Source organism: Aliiroseovarius crassostreae (assembly GCF_049803815.1).
In the GTDB taxonomy this organism is placed as follows: domain Bacteria; phylum Pseudomonadota; class Alphaproteobacteria; order Rhodobacterales; family Rhodobacteraceae; genus Aliiroseovarius; species Aliiroseovarius crassostreae_A.
In genome coordinates, this window is record NZ_JBNAGI010000005.1 from 113,680 (window position 1) to 130,158 (window position 16,479).

Below are 16,479 nucleotides of genomic sequence, written 5' to 3' on the forward strand. Positions count from 1 at the left end.
ACGCACCGCATTTGCGCTTTCGCACAACGGCGGTCGCGGCTAACGTCTTCGCATGTTTCGCTATCTCGCCCTGCGCGCCCTGTCATTGGGGCTAAGCCTCGTGGTCGCCTCCTGGGTGATCTTTGCGATGATTGAACTGGTGCCCGGCGATCCGGCCTCTTTCATGCTGGGCCTGAATGCCGATGCCCAAACCGTGGCCGCGCTGCGCCGCGATTTGGGGTTGGAAGGATCTGCGCTCAGCCGCTATCTGGGCTGGGTTGGCGGAATGATGACCGGGGATTTCGGCACCTCTTACACCTATCGCGTTGCGGTATCTGAACTGGTGCTGGAACGGGTAACTGTGTCCCTGCCGCTGGCGCTTTACGCCCTCGTCCTGTCCACCATCATTGCTATTCCGGTGGGCATGATGGCCGCCAGCCGCCGTGGCGGGATTGCCGATTACGGCATCATGGGGGCCACGCAACTGGGCATTGCGGTCCCAAATTTCTGGTTTGCGATGTTGTTGGTGCTGGTCTTTGCCATCAGTCTTCGGTGGTTTTCGGCCGGCGGTTTCCCGGGGTGGGAAGCGGGTTTCCTGCCCGGGATGAAAGCACTGACCTTGCCTGCCATCGCGCTCGCGCTGCCCCAGGCGTCGATCCTGGCCCGCGTGATGCGCTCGGCCCTTCTGGATGTGCTGCACCAGGATTATATCCGCACCGCGCGCGCCAAGGGGTTAAGCATGGCGCAGGCCACAAGACGCCACGCGCTGCGCAATGCTTTGATCCCGGTTCTGACCATATTGGGTCTTCAGTTTTCCTTTTTGCTGGCTGGGGCCATCATCATCGAAAACGTATTTTTCCTGCCCGGCCTGGGGCGGTTGATCTTTCAGGCGATCACCCAGCGCGACTTGGTGGTGGTCGAAAGCGTGGTCATGCTGCTGGTCTTTGCGGTAATTCTGGTGACCTTCATCGTTGACGTGACCTATGCGTTGGTGGATCCGAGGCTGAGGACACGCGTATGATACGGCTCCCCCCTCAGCTTTGGATCGGCGCGGTGCTCTCTGCGATTTTTCTGGCCGCAGCGCTGCTTTCGCTGATCTGGACCCCCCATGATCACACAGCCTTGAATATCTCCTCAAAGCTGCTGGCACCATCTGGCCTCCACCCGCTGGGCACCGATCATTTCGGGCGCGACCTTGTGTCGATGCTGATGGTGGGTGCGCGCACATCCATGGCCGTGGCATTGGTTGCGGTGGGGATCGGGATCCTGGTTGGCGTCCCGCTTGGGCTGGCCGCGGCCGCACAGCGCGGGTCATGGCTGGACGAGTTGATCATGCGCGGAAATGACCTGATCTTCGCCTTCCCTTCGCTGGTCATTGCGATCCTGATCACCGCCACGTTTGGCCCCTCGGCGACAAACGCCATCCTTGCCATTGGTATTTTCAACATCCCGGTTTTTGCCCGCGTCGCGCGCGCCGGGGCGCTGACCATCTGGACCCAGGATTTCATCCTCGCCGCGCGCGTGGCGGGAAAAGGGGCCATTCGGATCAGCGCCGAACATATCCTGCCGAATATTGCCAACCTGTTGATTGTGCAGGGGACCATCCAGTTTTCGCTGGGTATTTTGGCCGAAGCGGGGCTCAGCTATGTGGGGCTCGGCGCGCAACCACCAACCCCCAGCTGGGGACGGATGTTGGCCGATGCGCAAACCATGATCTACACCGAACCACGGCTTGCGATGGTGCCCGGGCTGACCATCGTGGCAATGGTGCTTGGCCTCAACCTGATGGGCGACGGGCTGCGCGACCTTCTCGACCCGCGCCTGCGCCGATTGCGTGAGGGGGCGGCATGATTGAAGTCCGCGACCTGTCGTTGTCCATCCACGGCACACCGATCCTGCGCGATGTGGACCTGTCGATCGCACCCGGGCAGGTGGTCGGGCTGGTGGGTGAAAGCGGGTCTGGCAAGTCGATGAGCGCGCTTGCGCTGATGGATCTTTTGCCCAAAGGGGCTGTCACCAAAGGCCACATGGCGCTGGACGGCGCCCGCTTGCCCCATGGCGACGACAAAGCCATGTGCAAGATCCGCGGCAACCGGATTTCGATGATCTTTCAAGAACCGATGACCGCGCTGAACCCGGTCAAGACCATTGGCGAACAGGTCGCCGAAACCCTGCTGATCCACGGCGCGGCCTCGCGCTCAGATGCCCTGCGCATCGCCGGGGAAAAACTCGCGCGGGTGGGCCTGCCACCGGACCGGTTCCCGCTGGGTCGCTATCCGCACGAACTGTCCGGCGGTCAGCGCCAACGCGTTTGCATCGCTCAGGCCATAGCCCTGCATCCAGACCTTCTGATCGCGGACGAACCGACCACGGCGCTGGATGTGACCACCCAGGCACAGATCCTTGATCTGTTACGAGACCTGGTTGCCGAAGAGAATATGGGGCTTTTGCTGATCACCCACGACCTCGCCGTGGTGGCGGACATGGCGGACCACGTGGCCGTAATGAAAGCAGGGGAAATTGTCGAACAGGGCCCGACAGAAGCGCTGTTTCGTAATATGTCCCATCCCTATACGCGGCAGTTATTCGAGGCATCCGGGCATCAGCCAGACCGCCACGCCACCGGCAAGGACGCGCCGCTTCTGGAGGTGCGCAAAGCGGTTCGTGACTATCCCTTGCCGCGAAAAACCCTCTTTGCTCCGCGCGCGACCTTTCGGGCGGTAAATGGGGTCAGCTTCACTTTGCGAAAAGGCGAAAGCCTGGGCCTGGTGGGCGAAAGCGGCTGCGGAAAATCCACGCTGACCCGGGCCATTCTGGGGCTGGATGCGTTGCAAGGGGGCGAGATTTGCCTGAATGGCGCCCCGGTCACTCCGCACATGGCACCCGCCCGACGGGCTGGATTGCAGGTCGTGTTTCAAGACCCCTACGGGAGCTTCAACCCGCGCTGGACCGTGGAACACATCGTTGCAGAACCGTTTCACCTTGTGGGCCGCCCCGCTGATTGGCGCGCAAAAATCCGGCAGGCCCTGGAGGTTGTTGGACTGGCGGCTGAGGCCATGACCCGCTATCCACATGAGTTTTCCGGCGGGCAGCGACAACGCATTGCCATCGCCCGCGCCCTTATTCTGGAACCGGAGCTGATTGTCCTCGACGAGGCCGTATCAGCGCTGGACGTCTCGGTGCGCGCGCAAATCCTGGACCTTCTGGCCGATTTGCAGGCTCGCAAGGGGCTCAGTTACCTGTTCATCAGCCACGACCTGAGCGTGGTGCGCAATATCACCGACCGGGTTTTGGTGATGCGCGCGGGGGAAATTGTCGAAGAAGGCCCCACCGAACAGGTCTTCGCAGACCCACAACATGACTACACGAAATCATTGATCAATGCCGCGCCGGTGATCCCGCCTGCGTGGAAGGAGGACAGCGATGGACGCGCTTTGGTTTGACCCTTCGGAAACCCTGGTTGGCGGGCAATGGTGCCCGGCCTCCGGCGGCCTTTTGCCCGTGGAAGATCCCTCGACCGGGAAAACCATTGCGCACATCAGCCGGGGCCGCGCCGAGGACATTGACGCCGCAGTGACGGCGGCCCAGACCGCACGAGACGGGGTTTGGGGGCGCATGACCGCGCTTGACAGGGGCCGCATTCTGACGCGGATCGGGCAGCTTGTTTTGGAGCGGGCCGACACGCTCGCCAGTTTGGAAGCCACCGATGTGGGCAAGCCCCTGACCCAGGCGAAGAACGACGCCATCGCGCTGGCGCGCTACATGGAATTTTATGGCGGCGCGGCGGATAAGGTGATGGGGGAAACCATCCCCTATCTGGATGGCTACACGGTTTATACGCTGCGCGAACCGCATGGGGTGACCGGGCATATCATCCCGTGGAATTACCCGATGCAGATCATTGGCCGGTCGGTCGGGGCCGCACTGGCCATGGGAAACGCCTGTGTGTTGAAACCCGCAGAAGAGGCCTGCCTGACCGCCCTCGCCTTTGCCCGGATTGCCGAAGAGGCGGGGCTGCCTGCCGGTGCGCTCAATGTGGTGACCGGGCTGGGGGCTGAGGCCGGCGCGGCGCTGGCCGCACATCCCGGCGTCGATCATCTGAGCTTCACCGGCTCGGTCCCCGTTGGCGGGCTGGTGCAAGCGGCCGCGGCCCCCAACGTGGTGCCCGTCACGCTGGAGCTGGGCGGAAAATCCCCGCAGCTGGTCTTTGACGATGCAGATCTGGACGCCGCCCTGCCCTTCCTTGTGGGGGCCTGTATCCAGAACGCAGGCCAGACCTGTTCGGCCAGTTCGCGCGTGTTGGTACAGCGCGGCGTTTATGACGAGGTGGTCACGCGCATGGGCGCGGCCTATGACGCCTTGCGCGTTGGCCCGGCGATGGAAGATATGAACGTGGGGCCCTTGATTTCCGCGCGGCAAAAAGAGATCGTCGAGGGGTATCTGTCCAAAGGGCATGATCTGCGGGTCGTTGGGCGTGGTCGGGTAAAGGATGCGCCCGAGGGCGGGCATTACGTTGCCCCGACCCTATTCGCCGATGTGCCAGCGGATCATGTGCTTGCGCAGGAAGAAATCTTTGGTCCGGTGCAGGTTGTAATCCCGTTTGACACCGAAGACGAGGCGGTGGCCATTGCCAATGGCACCGATTACGGGCTGGTCGCCAGCATCTGGACCGACAGCGGCGCGCGGCAGATGCGGCTCGCGAAACGCCTTCGGGCGGGGCAGGTCTTTATCAACAATTACGGTGCAGGCGGCGGGGTTGAATTGCCCTTCGGCGGTGTCGGAAAATCCGGCCACGGGCGCGAAAAAGGGTTCGAGGCGCTTTATGGGTTTTCCACCCTGAAAACCGTGGCGGCGAAACATGACTGACCCCACTCCACCTGACATGAGGCAAAGCGCACCATGGCGAAACTGACACTCTCCAACCAGGACGCGCGGCGCCTGTGGATCTGGAGCAACGGGCTGGCCGAAACGCCCACCGGGCCATGTGATCTGATGGGGATCGTCAACCGGCTGGGGTTTGTGCAGATCGACACGATCCGCAATGTGACCCGCGCGCATAATCATATCCTGTGGTCGCGCAACCAGAACTACCGCGAAGGGGCGATTTGGGGCCACCTGGCCCGACGTGATCTGTTTGAACATTTCACCCATGATGCCAGCCTGATTGCAGGCCATGTGCTGCCCTATTGGGGGCGGCAATTCAAACGGCTGGGCGCGCATGTGGCGCGGCACGCGTGGTATCAGTCGAACCTGGCGAAGGAGCAGGTGGCCGAGATCGTGGAACGGATCCGCAACGAAGGCGCGCTGTCGACCCATGCCTTTGATACAAAGGTCGAAAACCGCGCGATGTGGGCGCGCCCACCGCACAAAAAAGCGTTGGACCAGCTGTGGTATGCGGGCGAACTGGCCACCTGTCACCGCGAAAACTTTGTGAAATTCTACGATCTGGGTGAACGCGTATTTCCTGATCACGATCCGGTGGACGCGGCGACATCTGCCGATTGGCTATGCGACGCGGCACTGGACCGGCTGACCCTGGGAACCCCGGGCGACATTCAACGGTTTTGGGACGCGATGAGCGCCAAGGAAGCAAAAGCCTGGGCTGATGCGCAACGGGATTTGGTCGAGGTCGAGGTGATCGGGGCCGATGGCAGCCGCCACACCATGCTGGCCCATCCGGAAATTGAGACCCGGCTCGCCACCGCCCCAGCCCCCACCTCGCGCCTGCGCATCCTCAATCCGTTTGACCCAATGATCCGCGACCGAAATCGCACCGAAAAGCTGTTCGGATTTGCCTATCGCAACGAGATGTTCGTGCCCAAAGCGCAGCGCAAATGGGGGTATTACGTCTATCCCCTGCTGGAAGGCGCGCGGTTTGTTGGGCGGGTTGAACTGAAGGCCGATCGCAAGACCGATGTGCTGTCGGTGGTTGGGTTCTGGCCCGAGGCGAAGGTGGTGTGGGGCCCGGCGCGATGGGCAAAACTCGACGCGGAACTGATGCGGTTTGCCCGCTTTGCGGGGCTCGCGCATGTCGACTGGCAGACCCCGCGCGGCTGAGGCTTGCGTGCTGCGGGAAAGCGGCGCAAGCTGGGCAAGAGATTGAAACGCATGACATTTGGAAAGGGCAGTCCAATGCGACTTCAGGGAAAACGCGCCATTGTGACCGGGGCGGCATCCGGTTTCGGGGCCGGGATCGCCCGGAAATTCGCCTCTGAAGGCGCACAGGTGATGGTGGCGGACCTGAACGGGGTGCAGGCCGAGAAGATCGCCGATGAAATCGGAGGTCTGGCACAGCGTGTGGACGTGGCGCAAGGCGACAGCGTGAACGAAATGGCCGAGGCCGCGCGGACCGCGTGGGGCGGCGTCGACATTTTGGTGAACAATGCAGGCGTCACCCATCTGCCCAAGGTGATGGAAGAGGTCACGGAGGAGGAGTTTGACCGGGTCTTCGCCGTGAACGCAAAATCCGTCTACCTGACCGCCCGCGCCTTGGTGCCCGGCATGAAGGCGGCGGGTGTTGGCGCGATCCTGAACGTTGCGTCCACGGCGGGTCTGAGCCCGCGCCCGAAGCTGAATTGGTATAACGCCTCAAAGGGTTGGATGATCACGGCGACCAAGGCGATGGCGGTGGAACTGGCCCCCTTTGGGGTGCGGGTAAACGCGATCTGTCCTGTGGCGGGGGAAACGCCTTTGTTGTCCAGTTTCATGGGAGAAGACACGCCCGAAATGCGTGAGAAATTTCTGTCGACCATCCCGTTGGGGCGGTTTTCGACACCGGAAGACATGGGCAACGCGGCTTGTTTTCTGTGCTCGGACGAGGCCAGCATGGTCACAGGGGTTGCGATGGAAGTGGATGGCGGGCGTTGTATTTGACGCCGCGCTGGGGGTTTCACACCCCCAGACCCCCGTGGGATATTTCTGATTAGAAAATAAGAGGGTGAAATGAAACCGGGCACGCGAAATCTGATCACCGATGTGGCGGGGCTTTATGTGGGCAATGCCGAAGATCATGACGTTAAGACCGGAACAACCGTACTGGTGGGCGATGCGCCGTTCACCGCGGCGGTGTCGGTCATGGGCGGCGCACCGGGCACGCGGGAGACCGACCTGTTGGCCCCGGACAAATTGGTGCAGCAAGTAGATGCCCTTGTACTGTCCGGCGGGTCGGCCTTTGGGCTGGACGCTGCATCCGGTGTGGCAGACGGGCTGCGTGCCAAGGGGCGCGGATTTCTGGTGGGCGATCAAAACGTGCCAATTGTGCCGGGCGCGATCCTGTTTGATCTGCTGAATGGTGGGAACAAGAGTTGGGGCGACAACCCCTATAAGGCGCTTGGGCACTTGGCCTTGGACAGCGCGTCGGAGGCGTTTGACCTGGGCTCCGTCGGGGCTGGATGCGGGGCTACCATCGGCAAGGCGTTTGGCACGGCGCTCAAGGGCGGGCTGGGGTCGGCGTCACTGGTTCTGGACAATGGCGTGACCGTCGGCGCGCTGGTCGCGGTGAACGCTCTGGGGGCGGTGACCATGGGGGATGGGCCGGAGTTTTGGGCCGCGCCGTGGGAAATGGATGGCGAGTTTGGCGGGCTTGGTGCAGGTCACCACGACCCGACTATGGAACCGCGCCCCGAAGAGGCGCTTTCCAAGAACACCACCATTGCGATCATCGCAACCGATGCGGATTTGACCCAGGCCCAGACCACACGCCTGGCCACGGCGGCCCATGACGGGATGGCACGGGCGATCCACCCGAGCCACACGCCGTTTGACGGGGATTTGATATTTGCGGCCAGCACGGGAAAACTCCCCCTGCCGGGTGGAGATTTCGACGCCTTGCGATTGGGACATGCAGCCGCCACTTGCCTGGCACGCGCCGTTGCACGCGGTGTTTATTCAGCGCAAGCTGCCGAAGGAGATATTGTTCCCACATGGGCCACGCGATTCGGCCCGTCCAATGCAATTTGAGAGTTGAGGATCAGATGAAGCATATTGCGAAAATCACCTGTGTTGCCGCCTGCCTGATGACCGGGGCGGCCCATGCCGACGATGTGACCGATACGTTGGAAAGCGCAATCAAAGCCTATGGCGAAGGGGATCTGAAATATGCGCTGGAAGAGCTGGACTATGCCAGGCAGCTGATCCAGGCGCTCAACACCGCCTCGCTGGCGACCTTCCTGCCCGACGCCCCTGATGGCTGGACGCGCGAAGTTTCCACGGAAATGACCCAAGGCCTTGGGATGATCGGTGGTGGCGCGGGGGCCGAAGCCACCTACACGATGGGCGATGACATGTTTTCGATCACCATCATGGCTGACAATCCGATGGTGGGCGCGCTATCAGGTATGATGGGCAGTGCCGGCCTGATGGGCATGAAACTGGAGCGGGTTGGGCGGATGAAATACCTCAACCAGGATGGAGAGCTTTCCGGCATCGTTGACAATCGCATCCTGATCCAGGCCAAGGGCGCGCCGGTCGACACCCTGATTCCGGTGCTGGAGGCGATTGATATCAAGGGGTTGTCGGACTTCGGCAGCTGACCCGCATTGCCAGCTTCTTTCTGACGAGTGTTCTGCCCGCCCAATGGCACGGGCAGAGCCTTTCGAGCGGCGTTTTGACAAGATGGTCGTCACCCAGAATGCTGTTTCTCACGAAATTGGATCCAATCTGCAAAGAGTATCTTCTTCAATTGCCCCCGCCTGTCGAAGAATCTTCGAACTGTAGCAGCATAGGCTGGAATATTCTTCGATTTGATCAAATTCCCAACGGCTTTTTTGGATGAAATACGCCCGCGTATCGGCTATGTCGAAGCAAAGGGAAAACCCCTCGATGAACCAACGTGCCAATTGATCAGTTGAAACCAGATGTTTCGCTGTCAAAACGCGGATGTTAGAGGGAAGACTGTTATGGGAGACACACATGGCCGCCACTGCAACCGAGCTGAAAAGCCTTCTGAAAGATCCGTCGCTGGTCGAAACCCGCGCCTATGTCAACGGCGCGTGGATCCATGCCGATGATGGTGGCACTTTCCAGGTGACCAACCCCGCGCGCGGCACGGTGATTGCCGAGGTGGCCGACCTGAACCGCGCCGAAGTGGCGCGCGCCATCGAGGCCGCAGACATGGAAGGCCGCAAATGGGCCAAGCGCACCGCGAAAGAGCGCGCCAACATCCTGCGCCGTTGGTTCGACCTGATGATGGAAAACCAGGGCGACCTGGCCACCATCCTGACCGCTGAAATGGGCAAACCCCTGTCCGAAGCAATGGGCGAGATCGCCTATGGTGCGTCCTTCATCGAATGGTTCGCCGAGGAAGCCAAGCGGATTTACGGCGAAACCATTCCCGGCCACCAGCCCGACAAACGCCTGATGGTGATCAAACAGCCGATCGGCGTGGCCGCGTCGATCACCCCGTGGAACTTCCCCAACGCGATGATCACCCGCAAATGTGGCCCGGCGATTGCGGCGGGCTGTGGCTTTGTGGCGCGCCCTGCAGAACTGACCCCGCTGTCAGCCCTCGCTTTGGCCGTATTGGCCGAACGCGCAGGCCTCCCAGCGGGGGTGTTCAACGTGGTGCCCAGCTCGCGCTCGTCGGATATCGGCAAGGAGTTCTGCGAAAACCACAAGGTCCGCAAGCTGACCTTCACCGGGTCCACCGGCGTGGGGCGGATCCTGTTGGGTCAGGCCGCCGATCAGGTGATGAAATGCTCGATGGAGCTGGGCGGCAACGCGCCGTTCATCGTGTTTGACGACGCCGATCTGGATGCTGCGGTGGAAGGCGCGATCGCCTGTAAATTCCGCAACAACGGCCAGACCTGTGTCTGCGCCAACCGGATCTACGTGCAGGAAGGTGTCTATGACGCCTTTGCCGAAAAGCTGGCGAAAGCCGTGTCGGAATTGCCGGTGGGTGACGGCCTCAATGAAGGCATCGCCCTTGGCCCGCTGATCAATGAAGGGGCGGTGCAGAAAGTGCGCGACCATATCGCGGATGCGACTTCGAAAGGGGCCGAAGTGATTTTGGGCGGCAAGGAGCATGAGCTGGGCGGGCTGTTCTTTGAGCCGACCATCGTGAAAGGCGCCACCAAGGACATGGCGTTTGCCCAGGACGAAACCTTTGGCCCGCTCGCGCCGCTGTTCAAATTCAAGGACGAAGACGATGTGATCCAGCAGGCCAATGACACGATTTTCGGGCTGGCCTCCTATTTCTACGCCAACGACCTCAGCCGCGTTTACAAGGTCGCGGAAGAACTGGAATACGGCATTGTCGGTGTGAACACCGGGATCATTTCAACCGAAACCGCGCCGTTTGGCGGGGTGAAGCAATCGGGTCTGGGGCGTGAAGGGTCGCGCCATGGGATCGAGGATTACCTGGAGATGAAATATATCTGCATGTCGGTCTGATCCGCGCGGATTGAGATTGGGAAAGGGGGGCTTTGGCCCCCCTTTTTCATATTGACCCCTCCCCCTGCTCCGCCCTAGGGTCGCGTCGCTGCCCAGACGGGTGGCAACATTCTCAGGGCGGGGTGAAATTCCCCACCGGTGGTAAGTTTTTTGCGGGAACACGCTCAAAGACCCCGCATTTCAAACAAACAAGGTTTGAAATGTGGATCCGTCGAACCGCACAAAAACAAAGCCCACGAGCGGCCTTTCCGTGGGAAAGGTGTCAGCAGATCAGGTGAGACTCCTGAGCCGACAGTTATAGTCTGGATGGAAGAGAATGGGACGGGACGCAGGGTCATCTGCGCACCCGCCTTTCTGCCTTGAGTCACGCGCGTAAGGAAGAAAGGACACACGCCATGACTCGCATATCTCAACAGACCAAGGCCGCCGGGCTGATGGTCGCCGCCGGGGCCAGCTTTGCCCTGGTCAACACCGCCCTTCAGGGGGCCACAATGGGCCAGGGCGCGGCGGCCCCCACGGTCACCTTCTGGCAATATCTGATTGCTTTGGGCTTCTACCTGCCCTGGATTGCGCGGCACAAGGGCGCGCTGGCCACGGATCAGTTGGGGCTGCATATCCTGCGGGTCGCTCTGGCCGCAGGGGGCGTGCAGCTCTGGACGATGGGACTTGCACATGTGCCGATCTGGCAGGCCATTGCCCTGATCCTTTTGTCGCCCTTCTTCGTCACCATCGGCGCGGGGATGGTGCTGCGCGAAGAGGTATCACCCTCACGCTGGGGGGCGGTCCTTGCCGGGATGATCGGCGGCATGATCATTCTCGAACCCTGGTCCGACCGGTTCACGCTCGCGGCCCTTCTGCCCGTCGGAGCCGCGGCGTTGTGGGCGGCCAGTTCCGTGGTTACCAAACGGCTGACCCACCGCGAACGGCCGGAAACGGTAACGATTTACCTTCTGCTCCTGCTGTCGCCGATCAATGCCGGGCTGGCGCAAACCACGGGCTTTGCCTTGCCCTCCTCCGCGGTGTGGCTGGTCCTCGGGGCGGGTCTTTTGACCGCTTTGGCACAACATCTGCTGGTGCGTGCCTATTCGATGGCTGACGCGGCTTTCCTGCAACCATTTGACCACCTGAAACTGCCCTTCAACGTGGTGCTGGGGTTTGCGGTCTTCGGCTTTGCCCCCACCGGGTCCATGTGGTTGGGCACGGCGGTGATCCTGGCGGCGAGCTTCTATTTGCTCAACCGGGAAACACGCCCGGCCGTGGCCTGAAACAAGCCTGACACGAAAATGGCGTGGAGGTCCCCCTCCACGCCATCCGGCATTCACATTTCACAGGAAATCAGACCTCGACGGCCTTGCTTTCCACCGCTTTTGGGCCATTGATTTCAATGCGGCGCGGTTTCAGCGCCTCTGGCACTTCGCGGGTCAGGTCGATATGCAGCATGCCATGTTCATGGCTGGCCCCGGTCACGCGCACATGGTCGGCCAGATGGAACCGACGTTCAAAGGCGCGGGTGGCAATGCCACGGTGCAAGTAGGTGCGTTTGTCCTCTTCCGGCGTTTTCTTGGCCGAGATCAGCAGGGCATTTTCCCGCACTTCAACATTCAGCTCGTCATCGGTGAAACCGGCCACGGCGACGGAAATGCGCCAGGCATCTTCATCGGTTTTTTCAATATTGTAAGGGGGATAGGCATCGCGGCTGCCTTCATTGGTCATCACCCGATCCATCAGGTCAGCAACCTGGTCAAATCCGACGGTGGCGCGATAAAGCGGCGACAGGTCAAAGTTACGCATCATGTGTCCTCCTAAAAGCGACATATTTGTTAGGCCTTCCCAAGCGGGACAGGCGGGATCACGGACCCGATTTCGGCGCCCGCATCACAAATTTAGGTGTGTTTTTTACCGGTTCAAGGGGGTCGGTTTCTGGCTTTTTCAGGGACGAACGAACTTGGCACCAGAACGCGCACGATTGCCGATTTGCACCCGTTTGGGCGGCGCACCGTGGCCCACCTGACCAGACCCAATCACGCCGCGCCCGGCCCGCAACGCCTGTTTTACCTCGGCAAGCCGCACGGCAAGCTCCATGCCAAACGCGATCACCCCGTCCTTGGAACGCGACCCTGCCGAGATGAGCGAGATGATGCGCGGGCGCGGCCCGGACGTGTCAAAAACCGGTGCGCCAGAAGACCCAAACGTGACATTGCAGTTAAAGGCCAATAGGCCGTTTTGGCGCCCCAACACCGAACATATGGCCTGACGCGACAGCGCTTCGGCGCGGCCTTGCGCATAGCTGACCACCGACACGTCACGGCCCCGTCGGGGAAGCTGGTCGGCCGCAAAAGGCGCGGCAGTGGCTGTTGGAATAGGCTGGTCCAATTGCACAAGCGCAATATCAACGCGAACATTGGCTGCATTCATGGGGCCAAACGGGCGATATTCCGGGTGCATGACCCCGGCTTTTGCCTGACGCGAGGCAATCGCTTCGCCGTCCCGATACCCGGCCCGAAAGGTGATGCCCGCCATTTGCCCGGCTTTGGCTGCCCCCCGCAGGCAATGCGCGGCCGTCAACACCAGATCGCTGGCCACCAACACCCCGGAACAAAACCCGCCACCGGGAAAATCCAATCGCCCCACGGCCTCGAACCCCAACAGATCATGGCGCAAGGTCAGCCGCTTCAAGCCCGCATTCTGATCCTGCGCCATGGCTGCTTGACCTGCCAAGATCAGCGTCAGAGCAAGTGCTATGCGGGCCAGCGCGATCACGGGCGAACGAACTTGGCGCCCCCGCCACGATTGGGCTCGATCTGCAGACGGCGCACGGATGTTTGCGAGGTGGGCTGCACGCTTTTGAACACCCCATCATTCGACGCAAGCAGCGATTTCAATTCGGCCAGCGGCGCTTCGAGGTTGGTGCCCAACGAGACCGGAATATCACGCACCATCGCCTTGGCCGAGACGACCGACACGATGCGCGGCTCGCCATTTTCAACCACAAAAACCGGGGCGCCAGAGGATCCGTAATCCACCTCGCACGACATCACCAACACGCCGGATTGCCGCGCCAGAACCTGGCACATTTCCTGCAAGGCGGGGCTTTCAGAGCGGTCATGGGCATAAGAGACCACCCCCACTTCGGCCCCTTTCCGGGGGCGATGGTGTGTCGGGAAAGGTTGCACCGAATGTTTGCGGATCGGTTGATCCAGCTCCAACAGCGCCAGATCATTCACCACACGGGCGGCATTGTTGAGGTCTTCGAATTCAAACTCCGGATGCACCACGGCCCGGCGCACCCCGCGATAGGCCGAGGCGCGCCCATTACGCCACCCGGCCAGGAACTCGATCTCGGTGGGGTCATAACGGCGCCCGCTGGTCTTATCGAACAGACAGTGGCCCGCGGTCAGCACCAGGTTGTCCGCAATCAGCGCCCCGGTGCAAAAGCTCTCGCCATTCATGTTCAGGCGGCCCACACCTTCCCAGCCCCGGCTGTCGTCGCCGGTCATCAATTTGCGCAAGGGGGACGGGTCGGATGCCCCGAGCGGACCTGTGAACCACAGAACCACCGCGAGGAACGCGATCAGTTTCTTCATGTCTCTGCCTCAAATCGGGGCATTCTTGCCCTCTATATGCACAAGCTTAGGGGCAAATTTGGGGCAGGAAAACGAAAAAACGTGAATTCTCGGTTAATCCGAGGTTAATTTTCGTGGCTGTGGCCCACCGGTCGCCCAATCCAACAGCTCGACCGTATGCACCACAGGGACCTCCGTGACCGATCCGATCTGCATCATGCAGCCAATATTGCCAGCTGCGATGATCTCCGGCGCGCGGGCCTCCAGCGTCTTGACTTTACGACGTTTCAGCTCGCCCGAAATCTCTGGCTGCATCAGATTGTAGGTCCCGGCGGATCCGCAACACAGATGCGGATCGGCAGGTTCCACCACCTCAAACCCGGCGCGCTTCAACAGAACCTTGGGGTGGGTCTTGATCTGCTGCCCGTGTTGCAGCGAACAGGCCGCGTGATAGGCGACACGCAGGTCCCGCTGTCCCTCTGGCATCTCTAATTGCATGAGCAACTCACTGATATCCATCGCCAATTCAGACACTTGCGCAGCGTCCTCCGCCAGCGCGTCGTTCCGGAACATATGCCCGTAATCCTTCACCGTGGTCCCACAGCCCGAGGTGTTGATGACAATCGCATCAAGCCCCTCGCCCTGCACCTCTTGCATCCAGGCACGGATGTTGCCCGCTGCCTGAGCATGGCTTTCATCGGCGCGCCCCATGTGGTGGGTCAGCGCGCCACAACACCCCATGCCTCTGGCCACAACAACTTCGCAGCCCAATCGCGTCAGCAGGCGGATGGTCGCGTCGTTGATATCGGTGTCCAGCACCCTCTGCGCGCAGCCCGTCATCAGCGCCACCCGCTTTTTGCGCGGCCCCTTCGCGGGAAACACTTGTGGCGCATCCTTGGCCGAGGCGCGTGGCAGTTTCGGCGGCGCCATTTCCAACATTGCCTTCAGGCGCGGATCGGGCAGGAATTTCCGGAAAGGTCGCCCCAGTCGCGCCGCCATCAACGCCGCCCGGAACCGGCCCGGATAGGGGATGACCTTCGCCAGCGCCCATCGCATCAGCCGATCCATCACGGGGCGCTTATAGGTCCGTTCGATATGCGCCCGGGCGTGATCCACCAGATGCATGTAATGCACACCCGACGGGCAGGTCGACATGCAGGCCAGACAGGACAGGCAGCGGTCCACATGTTTTACCGTTTTCTCATCCGCAGGCCGGCCCGCTTCCAGCATATCCTTGATCAGATAGATCCGACCCCGCGGGCTATCGAGTTCATCGCCCAGCACCTGATAACTGGGGCAGGTCGCCGTGCAAAACCCGCAATGCACACAGGATCGCAAGATGTCATTGGCGCGCTTGATCGCGGGATCTCGCAGTTGCGCTTCGCTGAAATGGGTCTGCATGTCAGTCTCCGATCAGGCCGGGGTTCAGGATGCCGCGCGGGTCGAATTTCTGTTTCAGCGCCCTGCTCAGTGCCTCGATCGGCGCAGGTTCGGGCGGAAAGACCGGCACCTGCGCGCGTGTCGTGGCGCGCGCCCGCACCAGGGTTGCGTGCCCCCCCAATCGGGCCACCTCGCCCCGAATGACCGGGGCAAACGCCTCGCCGGTGTCCTCAACCCGCAGCCAGACCAAACCGCCGCCCCAGTCCAAAATTGCCTCGGGGTCCAGCGATGCCAGGGCGTCCACCAGCACCGGACCGTCTGATGGCTTGACCGAGATGCGCCAGACCGCGCCGGGTTTGTCGGCAAACGGGGTCACATCCCGCAGATCCCGCCACATTTGGGCGGATGCCTCCCCCTCAACCAGATCAAACCCGCGCAAAACGCCCGATTGCAACGCCGCCGCCCGGTACGCCACCGACGCGGACAGACCTTCCAACCGCACCCGTGTTTCACCACCCAGATGCGCCGCACCGGTCACGTCAAACGGCGAGCCGAGCGCCGCCGACAGGCGCGCCACGGCCGCGTCCAGCGACAGGCCATGCCCCACCAACGTCGCCTCGGTCTCCGGGATCGCCATGACCTTCAGACTAACCTCGCTGATCACCCCCAGCCGGCCCCAACTGCCGCAGATCAGTTTCACCAGATCGTAACCGGTCACGTTTTTCATCACCCGGCCCCCGTTTTTGATCACCTCTCCCCGCCCGTCGACAAAGCGCACACCAAGGCAGAAATCGCGCGCGGCCCCCGCCTGAATGCGGCGCGGACCAGAACTGTTGGTGGCCAGAACACCGCCAATCGTCGGCGTGCCCGCGGTGCGCAAAAGCGGCCGGTAATCTATCGGTTCAAACCCCAGGCGCTGCCCCTCGCCCGCCAACAACGCCTGGATCTCGGCCACCGGCGTGCCCGCCTTGGCCACCAGCGTCAGAGCACCGGGTTCGTAAAGCGTCACGCCGCTCAGGCCCGCCACTGACACCACGTCGCCCCCCACCGGGCCTCCAATGTCACGGGTGCCGCCGCCCTGAATGCGTAGCGGCCTTTTGGCCGCCGCAATCATCTGCGCAAGATCCGCTTCGCTGTCCGGTCTCATCATTTTCTGGTCCTAAATATC

At 61.7% G+C, this 16,479-nt stretch carries 15 protein-coding genes and 1 riboswitch; of the genes, 10 read left to right on the forward strand and 5 right to left on the reverse strand.

Annotation, left to right across the window (positions count from 1 at the left end; translation table 11 throughout):
* The first annotated feature begins 52 nt into the window (after positions 1-52).
* The 10 genes from ACP15V_RS13590 (at position 53) to ACP15V_RS13635 (ending at position 11,633) form a co-directional block, all read left to right on the forward strand.
* Entirely contained in the window at positions 53-1,000 is a 948-nt protein-coding gene (locus ACP15V_RS13590; RefSeq protein ID WP_424944250.1) for an ABC transporter permease, read from the forward strand.
* Complete coding sequence (locus ACP15V_RS13595) at positions 997-1,830, forward strand: ABC transporter permease (RefSeq protein ID WP_424944251.1); 834 nt, start codon at positions 997-999, stop codon at positions 1,828-1,830. Before ACP15V_RS13590 ends, ACP15V_RS13595 begins: the two co-directional genes overlap by 4 nt.
* A complete protein-coding gene (locus ACP15V_RS13600; RefSeq protein ID WP_424944252.1) occupies positions 1,827-3,422 on the forward strand; it encodes an ABC transporter ATP-binding protein in 1,596 nt (531 codons plus the stop codon). The genes ACP15V_RS13595 and ACP15V_RS13600 overlap by 4 nt, the downstream gene beginning before the upstream one ends.
* Positions 3,403-4,845 carry an aldehyde dehydrogenase family protein gene (locus ACP15V_RS13605; RefSeq protein WP_424944253.1) on the forward strand — a complete coding sequence of 481 codons (1,443 nt, stop codon included), beginning with the start codon at positions 3,403-3,405 and terminating at the stop codon, positions 4,843-4,845. Before ACP15V_RS13600 ends, ACP15V_RS13605 begins: the two co-directional genes overlap by 20 nt.
* 33 nt (positions 4,846-4,878) lie before the next feature.
* Complete coding sequence (locus tag ACP15V_RS13610; protein ID WP_424944254.1) at positions 4,879-6,036, forward strand: winged helix-turn-helix domain-containing protein; 1,158 nt, start codon at positions 4,879-4,881, stop codon at positions 6,034-6,036.
* Positions 6,037-6,111: 75 nt separating this feature from the next.
* Positions 6,112-6,852 carry an SDR family oxidoreductase gene (locus tag ACP15V_RS13615; protein WP_424944255.1) on the forward strand — a complete coding sequence of 247 codons (741 nt, stop codon included), beginning with the start codon at positions 6,112-6,114 and terminating at the stop codon, positions 6,850-6,852.
* A 69-nt stretch (positions 6,853-6,921) separates the two neighbouring features.
* Positions 6,922-7,938: a P1 family peptidase gene (locus ACP15V_RS13620; protein WP_424944256.1), complete on the forward strand. Its 1,017-nt coding sequence runs from the start codon at positions 6,922-6,924 to the stop codon at positions 7,936-7,938.
* 14 nt (positions 7,939-7,952) lie between these two features.
* Positions 7,953-8,510, forward strand: coding sequence for a hypothetical protein (locus tag ACP15V_RS13625; protein ID WP_424944257.1), 558 nt, complete (start codon positions 7,953-7,955; stop codon positions 8,508-8,510).
* Positions 8,511-8,889: 379 nt separating this feature from the next.
* The gene (locus ACP15V_RS13630; RefSeq protein WP_424944258.1) at positions 8,890-10,368 is read left to right on the forward strand and encodes an NAD-dependent succinate-semialdehyde dehydrogenase; all 1,479 of its coding nucleotides are present in this window, start codon (positions 8,890-8,892) and stop codon (positions 10,366-10,368) included.
* Between the two features lie 104 nt (positions 10,369-10,472).
* Positions 10,473-10,690, forward strand: a riboswitch (FMN riboswitch).
* Positions 10,691-10,763: 73 nt separating this feature from the next.
* A complete protein-coding gene (locus ACP15V_RS13635; RefSeq protein WP_424944259.1) occupies positions 10,764-11,633 on the forward strand; it encodes a DMT family transporter in 870 nt (289 codons plus the stop codon).
* A gap of 70 nt (positions 11,634-11,703) precedes the next feature.
* Here the strand turns inward: ACP15V_RS13635 and ACP15V_RS13640 are convergent, their stop codons facing one another.
* The 5 genes from ACP15V_RS13640 to glcE all read right to left on the reverse strand — a co-directional run bounded on the left by ACP15V_RS13640 (position 11,704) and on the right by glcE (position 16,458).
* Positions 11,704-12,159: an Hsp20 family protein gene (locus tag ACP15V_RS13640; RefSeq protein ID WP_424944396.1), complete on the reverse strand. Its 456-nt coding sequence runs from the start codon at positions 12,157-12,159 to the stop codon at positions 11,704-11,706.
* Between the two features lie 138 nt (positions 12,160-12,297).
* The gene (locus tag ACP15V_RS13645; protein WP_424944260.1) at positions 12,298-13,068 is read right to left on the reverse strand and encodes a trypsin-like serine peptidase; all 771 of its coding nucleotides are present in this window, start codon (positions 13,066-13,068) and stop codon (positions 12,298-12,300) included.
* Positions 13,069-13,124: 56 nt separating this feature from the next.
* Positions 13,125-13,952, reverse strand: a complete 828-nt coding sequence (locus ACP15V_RS13650) for a trypsin-like serine peptidase (RefSeq protein WP_424944261.1) — start codon at positions 13,950-13,952, stop codon at positions 13,125-13,127.
* Between the two features lie 93 nt (positions 13,953-14,045).
* Positions 14,046-15,332, reverse strand: a complete 1,287-nt coding sequence (gene glcF / locus ACP15V_RS13655; RefSeq protein ID WP_424944262.1) for a glycolate oxidase subunit GlcF — start codon at positions 15,330-15,332, stop codon at positions 14,046-14,048.
* A 1-nt stretch (position 15,333) separates the two neighbouring features.
* Entirely contained in the window at positions 15,334-16,458 is a 1,125-nt protein-coding gene (gene glcE / locus ACP15V_RS13660) for a glycolate oxidase subunit GlcE (protein WP_424944397.1), read from the reverse strand.
* Positions 16,459-16,479 lie beyond the last annotated feature (21 nt).